At 43.8% G+C, this 16,088-nt stretch carries 9 protein-coding genes, 2 tRNA genes, 4 rRNA genes and 1 riboswitch; of the genes, 12 read left to right on the top strand and 3 right to left on the bottom strand.

The genetic code is table 11. The features are described from left to right. Nucleotides 1-27: 27 nt before the first annotated feature. Entirely contained in the window at nucleotides 28-1,425 is a 1,398-nt protein-coding gene (sthA, locus tag P3L40_RS21740) for a Si-specific NAD(P)(+) transhydrogenase (protein ID WP_004265342.1), read from the bottom strand. Nucleotides 1,426-1,775: 350 nt separating this feature from the next. On the opposite strand from sthA, the gene fabR reads away from it, so the two are divergent. Together fabR and P3L40_RS21730 are read left to right on the top strand one after the other, a co-directional pair. Beyond that, nucleotides 1,776-2,432 carry an HTH-type transcriptional repressor FabR gene (gene fabR, locus P3L40_RS21735; RefSeq protein WP_004265350.1) on the top strand — a complete coding sequence of 219 codons (657 nt, stop codon included), beginning with the start codon at nucleotides 1,776-1,778 and terminating at the stop codon, nucleotides 2,430-2,432. Nucleotides 2,433-2,444: 12 nt separating this feature from the next. Then, nucleotides 2,445-2,834, top strand: coding sequence for a YijD family membrane protein (locus P3L40_RS21730; RefSeq protein ID WP_004265352.1), 390 nt, complete (start codon nucleotides 2,445-2,447; stop codon nucleotides 2,832-2,834). 70 nt (nucleotides 2,835-2,904) lie between these two features. Here the strand turns inward: P3L40_RS21730 and trmA are convergent, their stop codons facing one another. After that, on the bottom strand, nucleotides 2,905-4,002 hold the full coding sequence (gene trmA / locus P3L40_RS21725; protein WP_036959114.1) for a tRNA (uridine(54)-C5)-methyltransferase TrmA: 1,098 nt from the start codon (nucleotides 4,000-4,002) through the stop codon (nucleotides 2,905-2,907). A 110-nt stretch (nucleotides 4,003-4,112) separates the two neighbouring features. Beyond that, a riboswitch (cobalamin riboswitch) is annotated at nucleotides 4,113-4,210 on the top strand. Between the two features lie 73 nt (nucleotides 4,211-4,283). Here trmA and btuB point away from each other — a divergent pair. The 10 genes from btuB to birA all read left to right on the top strand — a co-directional run bounded on the left by btuB (nucleotide 4,284) and on the right by birA (nucleotide 15,087). Next, the gene (btuB, locus tag P3L40_RS21720; RefSeq protein WP_210852727.1) at nucleotides 4,284-6,152 is read left to right on the top strand and encodes a TonB-dependent vitamin B12 receptor BtuB; all 1,869 of its coding nucleotides are present in this window, start codon (nucleotides 4,284-4,286) and stop codon (nucleotides 6,150-6,152) included. Continuing rightward, nucleotides 6,097-6,960, top strand: coding sequence for a glutamate racemase (gene murI, locus P3L40_RS21715; RefSeq protein ID WP_136135437.1), 864 nt, complete (start codon nucleotides 6,097-6,099; stop codon nucleotides 6,958-6,960). Before btuB ends, murI begins: the two co-directional genes overlap by 56 nt. A 434-nt stretch (nucleotides 6,961-7,394) precedes the next feature. Continuing rightward, nucleotides 7,395-8,934 (top strand): 16S ribosomal RNA (locus tag P3L40_RS21710). A gap of 133 nt (nucleotides 8,935-9,067) precedes the next feature. Next, nucleotides 9,068-9,143 (top strand) — tRNA-Glu (locus P3L40_RS21705). A 349-nt stretch (nucleotides 9,144-9,492) separates the two neighbouring features. Then, nucleotides 9,493-12,401, top strand: a 23S ribosomal RNA gene (locus tag P3L40_RS21700). A gap of 146 nt (nucleotides 12,402-12,547) precedes the next feature. Then, nucleotides 12,548-12,663 (top strand): 5S ribosomal RNA (rrf, locus tag P3L40_RS21695). 45 nt (nucleotides 12,664-12,708) lie between these two features. Next, nucleotides 12,709-12,784: transfer RNA gene (locus P3L40_RS21690), tRNA-Thr, on the top strand. Between the two features lie 26 nt (nucleotides 12,785-12,810). Further along, nucleotides 12,811-12,926: ribosomal RNA gene (gene rrf / locus P3L40_RS21685) — 5S ribosomal RNA — on the top strand. Together the 16S, 23S and 5S rRNA genes with 2 tRNA genes alongside form the textbook arrangement of a ribosomal RNA operon. A gap of 155 nt (nucleotides 12,927-13,081) precedes the next feature. After that, nucleotides 13,082-14,116, top strand: a complete 1,035-nt coding sequence (gene murB / locus P3L40_RS21680; protein WP_110591020.1) for a UDP-N-acetylmuramate dehydrogenase — start codon at nucleotides 13,082-13,084, stop codon at nucleotides 14,114-14,116. Further along, a complete protein-coding gene (birA, locus tag P3L40_RS21675) occupies nucleotides 14,113-15,087 on the top strand; it encodes a bifunctional biotin--[acetyl-CoA-carboxylase] ligase/biotin operon repressor BirA (protein WP_136135599.1) in 975 nt (324 codons plus the stop codon). Before murB ends, birA begins: the two co-directional genes overlap by 4 nt. A gap of 39 nt (nucleotides 15,088-15,126) precedes the next feature. Here the strand turns inward: birA and coaA are convergent, their stop codons facing one another. Next, a complete protein-coding gene (coaA, locus tag P3L40_RS21670) occupies nucleotides 15,127-16,077 on the bottom strand; it encodes a type I pantothenate kinase (RefSeq protein ID WP_004264367.1) in 951 nt (316 codons plus the stop codon). Between the last annotated feature and the right edge of the window lie 11 nt (nucleotides 16,078-16,088).

The raw sequence follows: 16,088 nt of genomic DNA, 5'->3' as shown, positions 1-16,088 counted from the left end.
TATTGGCAACCATAAATCACAAAATAATTAAAATAGTCGATTTAAACCATTTAAAGCCGCAACACGGAAAGCTTCCGCCATTGTTGGGTAATTGAAGGTTGTATTCACGAAATATTCTATAGTATTACCTTCACCTTTTTGTTCCATGATAGCTTGGCCGATATGGATAATTTCAGCCGCTCTTTCACCAAAACAGTGAATACCTAGTATCTGTAATGTTTCTCTATGGAATAATATTTTCAAACTACCGACATTCATACCTGCGATTTGTGCACGTGCTAAATGTTTAAATTGTGCCCGACCGACTTCATAAGGCACTTTCATTGCGGTCAATTCTTGCTCTGTTTTACCAACTGAACTAATTTCAGGAATGGTATAAATCCCTGTTGGAATATCTTCTACTAAATGAGCATCACCTAAACTACCACCAATGGCTCGGGCCGCAATTCGTCCTTGGTCGTAGGCCGCAGAGGCTAAGCTTGGGTAGCCGATGACATCACCAACAGCATAGATATGTTCATTAGTGGTGCGATATGCTTTATTGACTTTAACTAAACCGCGGCCATCAGCCTCAATCCCGACATTAGCGAGACCTAAGCTATCTGTGTTACCCGTTCTTCCGTTCGCATACAGTAAGCAGTCTGCTTTGACTTTTTTACCCGACTTCAGGTGAACAATAACACCGTCTTCGACCCCTTCGATTTTTTCATATTCTTCATTATGGCGAATAACAACGCCACTATTCCAAAAATGATACGACAAGGCATCTGACATTTCTTGGTCAAGAAAGGCCAATAGATGATCGCGGGTATTGATTAAATCAACTTTAACCCCTAATCCACGGAAAATAGATGCATATTCACAGCCGATAACACCAGCACCATAAATAATGACATGGCGAGGTTCGTGAGTTAGGTTGAGGATCGTATCACTGTTATAAATTCGAGAATGATTGAAATCAACATCGGAAGGACAGTATGGACGAGAACCTGTGGCAATCACGATTTTATCCGCACTTAAAACGTCACAACTACCATCTGCGTAACGGACACTGATATGTTGCTCATCGATAAAGGTGGCTTCACCCGAAAACATTTGGCAACCATTACGCTCATAAAAACCTTGGCGCATGCGTGTTTGTTGGCTAATTACCGTTTCAGCATGACGAAGAATTTCAGAGAAAGAGGAGCTTAAGCTACGGGAGTTATCACTATAAAGAGGGTTTTGGTTGAATTCGATAATACGGCTAACAGCATGACGGAGGGCTTTTGAGGGAATGGTTCCCCAGTGGGTACAGCCTCCGCCGACATTATTATAACGTTCTATAACAGCAACGTTTTTTCCTTGTTTCACTAGCCCCATGGCGGCGCCTTCACCACCAGGACCGGAACCAATGACTATTGCATCAAAATGGGTAAGTTGCATGAGGTAAGACCTGCTCTAAAACAAAATGACAACAAGATGTTATCATTAGTTGGTTATTTCACCTAATTTCCTCGTCGTTTTTCAAATTGATACAGCGTTGGCTACACTCGCTTACCCTAGTCACATATTTATGCATGCTCCCAAGGATTTGCTGACGCATTGTTTAATAAAAGGTTGGTAGTATATCAGTGTTAAAAAACTAATTGAAAAAGGCTAAGTTAAATTCTGAAAATGAGTAAATTGTAGTGATAGTCGCTTTTTCTCCAAAACAGTTTAACTATTTTCAGGTATGCTAGGCGAAGAGTAAGGCTTATTACATTTACCTTTCATGATAAGAAACTAGGATCACCGTGAGTAACACAATTGGCGTTAGAGCAAAACAAAAAGAAAAAACTCGGCGTTCACTCGTCGAAGCCGCATTTAGCCAATTAAGCGCTGAACGGAGTTTTACTAGCCTTAGTTTGCGAGAAGTTGCGCGTGAAGCTGGGATTGCACCGACTTCATTTTACCGTCATTTCAAGGATGTTGATGAACTCGGGCTGACGATGGTCGACGAAAGCGGCTTGATGTTACGCCAGCTAATGCGCCAAGCAAGGCAGCGTATTGCAAAAGGCGGGAGTGTGATCCGTACATCAGTCTCAACTTTTATGGAGTTTATTGGTAATAACCCTAACGCCTTTAGGTTATTATTGCGGGAGCGTTCAGGAACATCTGCTGAGTTTCGTGCGGCAGTCGCTCGGGAAATCCAGCATTTTATTGCGGAATTGGCCGATTATCTTGAACTTGAAAGCCGTATGCCTCGCCATTTTACTGAAATGCAAGCAGAGGCCATGGTAACGATTGTCTTTAGCGCAGGTGCAGAGGCGCTAGATATTGATGAAGAAAAACGCAGAAATCTCGAAGAACGGCTGGTATTACAGTTAAGAATGATAGCGAAAGGCGCCTATTACTGGTACCGCCGGGAACAGGAAAAACAAAATCAAACTGACCCAGACCTGACTAAATAATAAGGAGAATCAATGACGGATCAAAAAAGTTATGAAAGAAGCACATTATTGCTAGCCTTTGTGATTGGCCTTGCAACCCATGGAACCTTTTCAACGCTGTTTAACTCGCTGGTCGATTTTTCATTTTTCCCAATTTTAACCCTGATATTGGCAGTGTATTGTTTACATCAGCGCTATTTGCATCAAGCGATGCCTATGGGGCTGCCAAAATTTGTTGCAGGTAGTTTTTTTATTGGGCTTTTTGGCTATGCCGCGATTTTACGTGTGCAAAATCCTGAAATAGGCTCTAATTTTATTCCCGCAACATTTATTGTCATTATCGCATTGTGGATGTACTCAAGCTGGAAAGCACGTAAGAAAGAAAAAGCGGAGCTAGCACTTGAACAAGAAGTTGAAAATTAAGTTTATACGATTTTTCTAATAGTAAGGCGCCGCAGTTCAAATCACTGCGGCGTTTTTGTTTTTTAGTAAATTAATAGCGGCTCAGTAATACCCCACTTTCCATATGGTGGGTATAAGGGAACTGGTCGAATAAGGCTAATTTCTCTATTTTATGGGTTTTAGTCAGCTCAGCTAAGTTATCGCATAGCGTTTCTGGGTTACATGAAATATATAGGATATGCTCATAACCCTGAACTAGTTTCACTGTTTCTGCATCTAAACCACTGCGAGGCGGGTCAACGAATATAGTATTGCATTGGTAATCGGCTAAAGAAATACCTTCCAAGCGCCTAAATTCACGGGCACCTTGCATGGCTTGGGTAAAATCCTCTGCGGACATACGAATAATTTGTACATTTTCAATATTATTGGCTTCGATATTATATTGAGCAGCGGCCACTGAGGGCTTTGCAATTTCAGTGGCTAATACGCGTTCGAAGTTTTGCGCTAATGCTAAAGAGAAATTTCCATTTCCACAGTACAGTTCCAATAAATCACCCGTCGAATTCTGCGTTGACTCAATTGCCCACTCCAACATTTTGATATTGACCTGTGCATTAGGTTGCGTGAAGCTATTTTCAACTTGGCGATACACCATATTTTTACCCATAACAGGTAAGACTTCATCGACATAATCATTATCTAACATGATTTTTGTTTTTGACGCTCGGCCAATCAATTGCACATCAAAGCCTTGTTCAACTAAAGCGGCTTTTAACGCTTTTGCTTCTGCCATCCATTCTTCACCTAATTTTTTATGGTAAAGCAGCGAAACAATCAGCTTATTACTTAGTGTTGATAAATAGTCAATTTGAAATAATTTATGGCGCAGTAATTCATTTTGCTTAATTAACGGCAATAACGCCGCCATCATGTCATTAATTAACTGACTTGCGACAGGAAACTGGTCAATACGAATACGCTCTTTCGTTTCTTTATTGAACATAATATGAAACAGGTCATCACCTTCATGCCAAATACGAAATTCAGCACGCATCCGATAATGGGATGTTGGAGATGAAAATATTTCAGGTTCAGGGGCGTTAAAAGGAGCCATCATCGCCTTTAAACGATCCGTTTTTTCTACGAGTTGTTGTTCGTAGTCTTCAGTATGCAAGGTGTTTGGCATGTTTGGCTCCATAAAGCAGTAATAAATTCGTATCAGGAGCGAAATTGTAGGGAATGCGGCGAAGATGTCCAGTTTTCATTATCCATCCATAGACACTCACTACTATTCAACTTACGATAATAGACTGTGGTTTAGGGAATTTGGTGTGAATCCAAGACTGACGCGCAACGGTAAAAGTCCGATACCTGCCACGCATCCAATCGCTTCGTTGAATATTCGCGCGGATCTTATATTCAACCTCGCGGAATGTTAATTAAATTGATTTTCCGAGTGTAACCATAATGAATAATAAAAAGTCGCTGCCGCTATCGGCCGCTGCGCTGGCAGTACTGTGCGCTACTTCTTCTTTGGCAAGTGCAAATGGCAAAACTGACCAAGTGGTTGTGTCAGCTAATCGTTTCGAACAACCTATTTCTTCTATATTAGCGCCAGTGACGGTGGTCACTCGTGAAGATATCGACCATTGGCAGTCAAATACCATTATTGATGTATTAAGGCACTTGCCGGGGGTGGATATTGCTCAAAATGGGGGGATGGGACAACAGAGTTCTCTTTTTATTAGGGGAACAGAATCTCGTCATGTTTTAGTTCTAATTGATGGCGTTCGTTTGAATCAGGCGGGCATTTCAGGTTCATCTGATATGAGCCAAATCCCAATTTCTCTGGTACAGCGCATTGAGTATATTCGCGGCGCACGCTCAGCGGTTTATGGTTCTGATGCTGTTGGTGGTGTGGTGAATATTATTACTCGTCGTGATAACGATGGCACTACTTTAAATGCAGGTATTGGCTCACACAGTTACCAAAACTATAACGGTTCGACTCAGCAAAAAATTGGTGAGAATACAACGGTAACGGCAGCGGGTGCTTATACTCATACAAAAGGGTTTGATGTTGAAGCCAGAGGAAATACAGGCGGGGGCCCTCAACCCGATAAAGATGGTTTTTTGAATAAAACATTATGGTTAGGTGTTGAGCATCAATTCTCTTCCGTTCTTTCTGCTTATGCACGCGCTTATGGTTATGACAATCGTACGAGTTATGACGGTACGCCAGCAGACACTCGTAAGCTATACAGCAGAACATATGAGTCTGGGTTGAAATATGCGAATGGTAAGTACTCTACAAGTTTGCTTGGGAGCTATAGCCATATGAAAGATTACAACTACAACTATCACAATGGGCGGTATGGTAGCGGTTCTGTAATTGATGAATCAGACCAATACAACTTTCAATGGGGTAATAGCTATAGATTAGAAAAAGGAAATATCAGTGCTGGGGTTGATTATCAACGTCAAAGCATTGAGCCCGGTGGTTATACGATGACAAGTAAAAAAGAAACCGTCAATAACACAGGTATTTATCTTACAGGACAATATGTACTCATCGACTCTGTCAATGCGGAAGGGGCAGTACGTTCAGATCACCATTCTGAATTTAACTGGCACACGACATGGCAATCAGGTTTAAGCTGGGAATTTTATGATGGATATAAGTTAATCGGCTCTTATGCTACAGCGTATAAAGCCCCTAACTTAGGTCAGCTTTATACGGATAATGTTGCTTGGAACATCAAAGGAAATCCAAATTTAAAACCAGAAGAAAGTAAGCAGTGGGAAATTGGTTTAGAAGGCGAAACAGGGTTATTGTTTTGGCAATTAACTGGGTATGAAAACGAGATAACTAATCTGATTGATTTCACTTCGGATCCAGTGACGCAAACTAGTTCTTATAACAATATTGGCAAGGCAAAGATTAAAGGAGTCGAGTGGAATGGTGAATTACAAACAGGCCTATTTAGCCATCAACTCACGTTACAGTATCTAGACCCAAGAAATGAAAAAACAAATAAAGTGCTTAATCGTAGAGCAAAACAACAAGTCAAATACCAGCTAGATTGGAACATTGCTGCTGTAGATATGGGGTTGACTTACCAATATATAGGCAGTCGTTATGATACCAATGAAACTTATCAACGCACTAAAGTCGGCGGCGTTAGCATCTGGGATCTCACCGCTGCATATCCAATCACTTCACATCTCACAATTCGTGGTAAAATAGCTAATATGTTCGATAAAGACTATGAGACCGCGTATGGTTATCGCACCGCTGGAAGAGAATATTTCCTTACAGGAAGCTACAACTTCTGATAACAACCTATCTGTTCGCCCGACCATTCTAGTGTTTGACTCTGGAGTGGGCGGGTTATCTGTTTATCGTGAAGTCAAAAAAATGATCCCGAATGCTCACTATATCTATGCATTCGACAATGAAGCCTTCCCTTATGGTGAAAAAAGCGAAGAGTTCATTATTGATAGGGTCTATCAAATCGTAAATGTAATAGCTGCAAAACATCCTTTAACCATTGCGATTATTGCGTGTAATACCGCAAGTACGGTCAGCCTTCCTAATTTGAGAGCACATTTTACGTTCCCAGTTGTTGGGGTTGTTCCAGCCATTAAACCCGCAACCAAGTTAACGCGTAATGGCGTAGTTGGTTTATTGGCGACGAAAGGCACTGTAAACCGCGAATACACCAAAGAGCTGATCGAACGGTTTGCAACAGACTGCAAAGTGATTTCTCTCGGTTCTGCGGAATTAGTTCAACTTGCAGAAAGAAAGTTACATGGGGAAACTTTACCACTAGATGAAGTTGCTCAAACTGTCAGGCCATGGATTCGAATGCCAGAGCCGCCCGATACTGTTATTTTGGGTTGCACGCATTTTCCTCTATTAATAGAAGAACTCGAAAAAGTGCTACCAAATGGAACTCGATTCATTGATTCAGGTTCTGCAATCGCCAGAAGAACCGTTTGGCTCATTAATAATCAAGAAGAAATCGCCAATTCAGAGGAAGAAAACTTCGCATATTGCTTATTAATGGATGACAACGCAAAAGGATTACAGCCAGTTCTCGAAGCTGAAGGGCTCAAAACGCTGGAAAAACTAGCTATCTAAGTCAAATTTGGTGGAAAGCTGAGCGAACAGAAAAAAATATGAAAAAAGGGGTTGCCAGATTTTTCTGACTCCCTATAATGCGCATCCACTGACCGGGAACAAGACAACGCAAAGCGCGATGAACACTGAAACGGCAGCGAGAGATTCTGAAAAGAAAAAGCAAAAAATTGCTTGACTCTCACGGAGGAAAACGTAATATACGCCTCCTCGCAGCAACGACCGAAAGGTTGGTTTTCATAAAGAAAAGCTGCAACGCTCTTTAACAATTTATCAGACAATCTGTGTGGGCACTCACAGGACACTATCAAAAAAATATTTGATTTTAAGTCTTGAAGAGTGACTAACACGTTAATTCATATATATGAACTAATAGGTAATATGTTTTCGCAAGAAGACATACGACAGTAAACATTCTTTGAGCATCAAGCTACTTTTAATTGAAGAGTTTGATCATGGCTCAGATTGAACGCTGGCGGCAGGCCTAACACATGCAAGTCGAGCGGTAACAGGGGAAGCTTGCTTCTCGCTGACGAGCGGCGGACGGGTGAGTAATGTATGGGGATCTGCCTGATAGAGGGGGATAACTACTGGAAACGGTAGCTAATACCGCATAATCTCTCAGGAGCAAAGCAGGGGAACTTCGGTCCTTGCGCTATCGGATGAACCCATATGGGATTAGCTAGTAGGTGAGGTAATGGCTCACCTAGGCGACGATCCCTAGCTGGTCTGAGAGGATGATCAGCCACACTGGGACTGAGACACGGCCCAGACTCCTACGGGAGGCAGCAGTGGGGAATATTGCACAATGGGCGCAAGCCTGATGCAGCCATGCCGCGTGTATGAAGAAGGCCCTAGGGTTGTAAAGTACTTTCAGTCGGGAGGAAGGCGTTGATGCTAATATCATCAACGATTGACGTTACCGACAGAAGAAGCACCGGCTAACTCCGTGCCAGCAGCCGCGGTAATACGGAGGGTGCAAGCGTTAATCGGAATTACTGGGCGTAAAGCGCACGCAGGCGGTTGATTAAGTTAGATGTGAAATCCCCGGGCTTAACCTGGGAATGGCATCTAAGACTGGTCAGCTAGAGTCTTGTAGAGGGGGGTAGAATTCCATGTGTAGCGGTGAAATGCGTAGAGATGTGGAGGAATACCGGTGGCGAAGGCGGCCCCCTGGACAAAGACTGACGCTCAGGTGCGAAAGCGTGGGGAGCAAACAGGATTAGATACCCTGGTAGTCCACGCTGTAAACGATGTCGATTTGAAGGTTGTTCCCTAGAGGAGTGGCTTTCGGAGCTAACGCGTTAAATCGACCGCCTGGGGAGTACGGCCGCAAGGTTAAAACTCAAATGAATTGACGGGGGCCCGCACAAGCGGTGGAGCATGTGGTTTAATTCGATGCAACGCGAAGAACCTTACCTACTCTTGACATCCAGAGAATTTAGCAGAGATGCTTTAGTGCCTTCGGGAACTCTGAGACAGGTGCTGCATGGCTGTCGTCAGCTCGTGTTGTGAAATGTTGGGTTAAGTCCCGCAACGAGCGCAACCCTTATCCTTTGTTGCCAGCGATTCGGTCGGGAACTCAAAGGAGACTGCCGGTGATAAACCGGAGGAAGGTGGGGATGACGTCAAGTCATCATGGCCCTTACGAGTAGGGCTACACACGTGCTACAATGGCGTATACAAAGAGAAGCGACCTCGCGAGAGCAAGCGGAACTCATAAAGTACGTCGTAGTCCGGATTGGAGTCTGCAACTCGACTCCATGAAGTCGGAATCGCTAGTAATCGTAGATCAGAATGCTACGGTGAATACGTTCCCGGGCCTTGTACACACCGCCCGTCACACCATGGGAGTGGGTTGCAAAAGAAGTAGGTAGCTTAACCTTCGGGAGGGCGCTTACCACTTTGTGATTCATGACTGGGGTGAAGTCGTAACAAGGTAACCGTAGGGGAACCTGCGGTTGGATCACCTCCTTACCATTGAAGTGTTTTTGTGAAGTGCTCACACAGATTGTCTGATAGAAAGTAGAGCAATAGGCTATACGTGGGAGACTTATTCGAGAGAATAGGACTTACATGAGATACCGCAGCAGTATGTGCAATATCTTGTGTCCCCTTCGTCTAGAGGCCTAGGACACCGCCCTTTCACGGCGGTAACAGGGGTTCGAATCCCCTAGGGGACGCCAATTGCGCCGATATCGAGTGAAAGACGATGTCCCCAATAATGATTAAGCCAATTATATTGTAGTTGGTTTAACAATTATGCTCTTTAACAATCTGGAACAAGCTGAAAATTGAAAACAACGCACATTGTTTATCGCTTAAACAATGTGAGAGTCTCTCAAAATTTCAGACCTGAAATTTTCGGTCACTTTAGCGAGTGGCATGAGCGAGCAGTCAGTCCTTCGCGGCGGCCAGCGCACAGCAAGCGCAGCATACATAAGTATGTGAGCATTGCGAGCACTGCCCAATAAAGAAGGAATGCACGCACAGCCATGACAGTAAGGTGAACGTTGAAACAATTTCGGGTTGTGAGGTTAAGCGACTAAGCGTACACGGTGGATGCCTAGGCAATCAGAGGCGATGAAGGACGTGCTAATCTGCGATAAGCGTCGGTAAGGTGATATGAACCGTTACAACCGACGATTTCCGAATGGGGAAACCCAGTGCAATTCGTTGCACTATCGTTTGATGAATACATAGTCAAACGAAGCGAACCGGGGGAACTGAAACATCTCAGTACCCCGAGGAAAAGAAATCAACCGAGATTCCCCTAGTAGCGGCGAGCGAACGGGGAGCAGCCCAGAGTCTTAATCAGCATTAGCATCAGGAGAACGGTCTGGAAAGTCCGGCAGTAAAGGGTGATAGCCCCGTATCCGAAGGTGTTAGTGTTGTGAACTCGACGAGTAGGGCGGGACACGTGTTATCCTGTCTGAATATGGGGGGACCATCCTCCAAGGCTAAATACTCCTGATTGACCGATAGTGAACCAGTACCGTGAGGGAAAGGCGAAAAGAACCCCGGCGAGGGGAGTGAAATAGAACCTGAAACCGTGTACGTACAAGCAGTGGGAGCCTTGATTTATCAGGGTGACTGCGTACCTTTTGTATAATGGGTCAGCGACTTATATTCTGTAGCAAGGTTAACCGTATAGGGGAGCCGTAGGGAAACCGAGTCTTAACTGGGCGAATAAGTTGCAGGGTATAGACCCGAAACCCGGTGATCTAGCCATGGGCAGGTTGAAGGTTGGGTAACACTAACTGGAGGACCGAACCGACTAATGTTGAAAAATTAGCGGATGACTTGTGGCTGGGGGTGAAAGGCCAATCAAACCGGGAGATAGCTGGTTCTCCCCGAAAGCTATTTAGGTAGCGCCTCGTGAACTCATCTTCGGGGGTAGAGCACTGTTTCGACTAGGGGGTCATCCCGACTTACCAACTCGATGCAAACTACGAATACCGAAGAATGTTATCACGGGAGACACACGGCGGGTGCTAACGTTCGTCGTGAAGAGGGAAACAACCCAGACCGCCAGCTAAGGTCCCAAAGTCATAGTTAAGTGGGAAACGAAGTGGGAAGGCTCAGACAGCCAGGATGTTGGCTTAGAAGCAGCCATCATTTAAAGAAAGCGTAATAGCTCACTGGTCGAGTCGGCCTGCGCGGAAGATGTAACGGGGCTAAACTATGCACCGAAGCTGCGGCAGCGATATGTAAATATTGTTGGGTAGGGGAGCGTTCTGTAAGCCTGTGAAGGTGTGCTGTGAGGCATGCTGGAGGTATCAGAAGTGCGAATGCTGACATAAGTAACGATAATGCGGGTGAAAAACCCGCACGCCGGAAGACCAAGGGTTCCTGTCCAACGTTAATCGGGGCAGGGTGAGTCGACCCCTAAGGCGAGGCAGAAATGCGTAGTCGATGGGAAACGGGTTAATATTCCCGTACTGGTGATAATTGCGATGGGGGGACGGAGAAGGCTAGGCTATCCGGGCGACGGTTGTCCCGGTTTAAGGATGTAGGCAGGTGAATTAGGCAAATCCGGTTCACTATATGCTGAGGTCCGACGACGAGTCACTACGGTGATGAAGTAGCTCATGCCCCGCTTCCAGGAAAAGCCTCTAAGCTCTAGATTATCATTAATCGTACCCCAAACCGACACAGGTGGTCAGGTAGAGAATACTCAGGCGCTTGAGAGAACTCGGGTGAAGGAACTAGGCAAAATGGTGCCGTAACTTCGGGAGAAGGCACGCTGGCATTAGGTGAAGTGGTTTACCCATGGAGCTGAAGCCAGTCGCAGATACCAGCTGGCTGCAACTGTTTATTAAAAACACAGCACTGTGCAAACACGAAAGTGGACGTATACGGTGTGACGCCTGCCCGGTGCTGGAAGGTTAATTGATGGGGTTATCCGTAAGGAGAAGCTCTTGATCGAAGCCCCAGTAAACGGCGGCCGTAACTATAACGGTCCTAAGGTAGCGAAATTCCTTGTCGGGTAAGTTCCGACCTGCACGAATGGCGTAATGATGGCCAGGCTGTCTCCACCCGAGACTCAGTGAAATTGAACTCGCTGTGAAGATGCAGTGTACCCGCGGCAAGACGGAAAGACCCCGTGAACCTTTACTATAGCTTGACACTGAACATTGAGCCTTGATGTGTAGGATAGGTGGGAGGCTTTGAAGCGTGGACGCCAGTCTGCGTGGAGCCAACCTTGAAATACCACCCTTTAATGTTTGATGTTCTAACGTTGCCCCGTTATCCGGGGTGCGGACAGTGTCTGGTGGGTAGTTTGACTGGGGCGGTCTCCTCCCAAAGAGTAACGGAGGAGCACGAAGGTTGGCTAAGCATGGTCGGACATCATGCGGTTAGTGCAAAGGCATAAGCCAGCTTGACTGCGAGAGTGACGGCTCGAGCAGGTACGAAAGTAGGTCTTAGTGATCCGGTGGTTCTGAATGGAAGGGCCATCGCTCAACGGATAAAAGGTACTCCGGGGATAACAGGCTGATACCGCCCAAGAGTTCATATCGACGGCGGTGTTTGGCACCTCGATGTCGGCTCATCACATCCTGGGGCTGAAGTAGGTCCCAAGGGTACGGCTGTTCGCCGTTTAAAGTGGTACGCGAGCTGGGTTTAGAACGTCGTGAGACAGTTCGGTCCCTATCTGCCGTGGGCGTTGGAAGATTGAAAGGGGCTGCTCCTAGTACGAGAGGACCGGAGTGGACGCACCACTGGTGTTCGGGTTGTCATGCCAATGGCATTGCCCGGTAGCTAAGTGCGGAAGAGATAACCGCTGAAAGCATCTAAGCGGGAAACTTGCCTTGAGATGAGTCTTCCCTGACTCTTTAAGAGTCCTAAAGGAACGTTTAAGACTAAGACGTTGATAGGTTGGGTGTGTAAGCGTAGCGATACGTTGAGCTAACCAATACTAATGAACCGTGAGGCTTAACCTGACAACACCGAAGGTGTTTTAGAGAGATAGAGTTGTTTTCAAAGAAAGTGAGAAGCCGCAAGGTGAAGGACACGCAGCTTGTTTGAGATTGAGGTTCTGGTTTAAGGAAGGTGAAAACCAAATTAAACGGGAACAAAACAGAATTTGTCTGGCGGCAATAGCGCGGTGGTCCCACCTGACCCCATGCCGAACTCAGCAGTGAAACGCCGTAGCGCCGATGGTAGTGTGGGGTCTCCCCATGTGAGAGTAGGGAACTGCCAGACATTAAATTTTAAGGTTGTGTCAGTACTAACTGACCGCACCATATTGCTGATATGGCTCAGTTGGTAGAGCACACCCTTGGTAAGGGTGAGGTCCCCAGTTCGAATCTGGGTATCAGCACCATATAATCGGCATTTAAAAAGAATTTACCTAGCGGCAATAGCGCGGTGGTCCCACCTGACCCCATGCCGAACTCAGTAGTGAAACGCCGTAGCGCCGATGGTAGTGTGGGGTCTCCCCATGTGAGAGTAGGGAACTGCTAGGTTTTAAATATAAAGAAGCCACCCATTGGGTGGCTTTTTGCATTCTACTAATAGAGTAATTTTCACTAATTATCTTATTTTCTTAATCCTGCTATTCACTCTTAATCCAGCCTGATAGACTTATCTTATCTTTGTTTTATTTGTACTGAAGGCTGTAATGAACCTAACGTCTGAACTTAAATCATTTAATAGCTTTGGCATTCAAGCAAAAGCACTATCAATTGTTTTTGTGGATAACCAAGAATCTCTACTCCAGCAATGGAGCGAGGCTAAAAATCAGCAACTCCCAGTATTATTATTAGGAGGGGGAAGCAATGTTCTATTTGTTGAAGACTTTGCAGGTGTAGTAATCATCAATCAGCTAAAGGGTGTACAAATAACAGAAGATATCAGCTATTGGTATGTTCATGCTCAAGCAGGTGAAAATTGGCATCAATTACTTGAAACGTTATTGAGTGAAGGTGTTTGTGGTGCGGAAAATTTAGCGTTGATCCCAGGTTGTGTAGGTTCTGCGCCCATTCAAAATATTGGTGCTTATGGTTTAGAGCTAAAAGATATATGTCAGTATGTTGATGTACTTTCTCTAGATACAGGTAAAGTAACACGGCTAACAGCTGCAGAGTGTCAGTTTGGCTACCGTGATAGCATTTTTAAGCATGAATATCAATATGGCTATGTCATTATCAGTGTTGGGTTAAAACTTGCTAAAGAATGGACGCCTAAGCTTATATATGGTGACCTTGCTCAGCTTGACCCCAATACAGTAACACCAGAACAAGTATTTAACTCTGTATGCCAAACGCGCAGAAGCAAATTACCTGATCCGGCAATAACAGGTAATGCAGGGAGTTTCTTTAAAAATCCTATTATTTCAGCAGAAAAAGCACAAGCCATAAAAATAGCTTACCCTAATTGTCCTCAATATAACCAAGAAGATGGAAGCGTAAAGCTAGCAGCAGGGTGGCTTATCGACCAATGTGGTCTGAAAGGTCATGAAATCGGTGGTGCTGCGGTACATAAACAGCAAGCATTGGTTTTAATTAATAAAAACCGAGCAACAGGGCAAGACATTGTCAATCTAGCAAAATATGTGAGCCAAAAGGTTTTAGAGCGTTTTGGTATACATTTAGAGCCAGAGGTCAGGTTTATTGGTAAAAATGGCGAAATCAACGCAATGGAATGTATTCAATGAAAGAAAGAAACACCCCACTAGATCTCATAAATATCTTGGCCGATGCACAAGTGCATTCAGGAGAACAGCTAGGAGATAAACTAGGGATGACCCGCGCAGCGATCAATAAGCATATAAAAACGCTACGTTCGTGGGGAGTGAATGTACAAACGGTAACCGGTAAAGGGTATAAGCTACCTTATCCTATTAACCTACTTAACGAAGATACAATAAAACAGCGAGTTGATGACGTAAATATTATAGTTGAACCTGTTATTGATTCTACTAATCAGTACATGTTGGAGAGAATTACTGAATTACAGTCAGGGGATACGTGTCTTGCTGAGTATCAAAGTGCTGGGCGAGGCAGAAGAGGAAGGCAATGGATATCACCATTTGGATGTAACCTTTACTTATCCATGTACTGGAAATTAGACCAAGGTCCTGCGGCGGCAATAGGGTTAAGCTTAGTTGTTGGTATTGTTGTCGCTGAAACGTTAAATAAATTAATTGGTAATAAAGTCAAAGTCAAATGGCCTAATGACCTATATATGAATGATAAAAAGCTTGCAGGAATTTTGGTTGAATTAACGGGTAAAACAGGGGATGCAGCTCATATTATTATCGGTATTGGTATTAATATTGGCATGAATAAAGAAAATTCTGACAGTAGCGAAAACATAACTCAAGCCTGGTCCTCTCTATCTGACGAATTTGAAAATATAGAGAGAAATGAATTATCAGCAAATATAATTCAAGCTTTGAGGAATTCATTGGTTTTATTTGAAAAGGAAGGGTTAAAACCATTTTTAGAAAGATGGATTGAATTAGATAATTTTTTAGATAGAAGTGTTAAGTTATTGATTGGTAGCGAAATAATTTCGGGTATCGAACGTGGGATTAATGAGCAAGGTGCATTATTGCTACAGAAGGATAATGGCGAAATAATTCCCTATATTGGTGGTGAAATATCTTTAAGACCAAATGAATAATATATTATTGGCCGGGGAGAAATCGGCCAATATAAATAATCACTTTCTTAATCTAACACTCTGAATAGAATGATTCTCACCTTTAGTCATAATTAAACTGGCTCTTTCCTTTGTTGGTAATATATTTTCTTCAAGGTTTAGCCCATTAATTTCATCCCAAATAGAGCTAGCAATATTAATTGCCTCTTCTTCCCTAAGTTTAGAATAACTATGGAAGTAAGAATCAGGATCTGAGAATGCACCTTGCCTAAATTTAAGGAACCGACCGATATACCATTGCTTTAATAATTCAGGTGCAGCATCAACATAAATGGAGAAATCAACAAAGTCAGATACAAATACATGATGGGGGTCTTGTGGATAATCCATATCACTTTGTAAGACATTCAGCCCTTCGAGTATTAAAATATCAGGTTGATCAATTACCTGTTCTTCATCAGGGACAATGTCATACGTTAAATGCGAATAAACCGGAGCCTTAACATTACGTGCACCTGATTTTATTTGCGACACGAAGTTGACTAGTTTTCGCATATCATAAGATTGCGGAAAACCTTTTTTCTTCATGATATTTCTATCTTTTAATACTTGATTAGGATGTAAAAAACCATCAGTTGTGATCAAGTCAACTTTACGGTGTTCAGGCCAACGAGTGAGTAGCGCTTGAAGTAAACGTGCTGTTGTACTTTTACCAACGGCCACACTACCTGCTATACCAATAATATAAGGCACTTTTGCGCCATTAGTTCCAAGGAATTGCTCTAGAACAGCCTGACGACGTAAGTTTGAACTAATATAAAAATTCAGTAAACGCGATAAAGGTAGATAAATTTCTATAACATCTTCCATAGAGAGTTCTTCGTTAATCCCTTTTAACTCTAGAAGTTCACTCGATGTTAATGTAAGCGGTACTGAATCACGTAAAGTTGCCCAGTGTTCTCTATCAAACTCTAAGTATGGCGTAGTAATAAAATTTTCTTTCTTTTTCATAAACCAACATC

The sequence above is a fragment of the Providencia sp. PROV040 genome (assembly GCF_032706145.1).
GTDB lineage: Bacteria > Pseudomonadota > Gammaproteobacteria > Enterobacterales > Enterobacteriaceae > Providencia > Providencia hangzhouensis.
The sequence above is the reverse complement of the archived record's forward strand: the minus strand, read 5'-3'. Positions and strand labels throughout refer to the sequence as shown.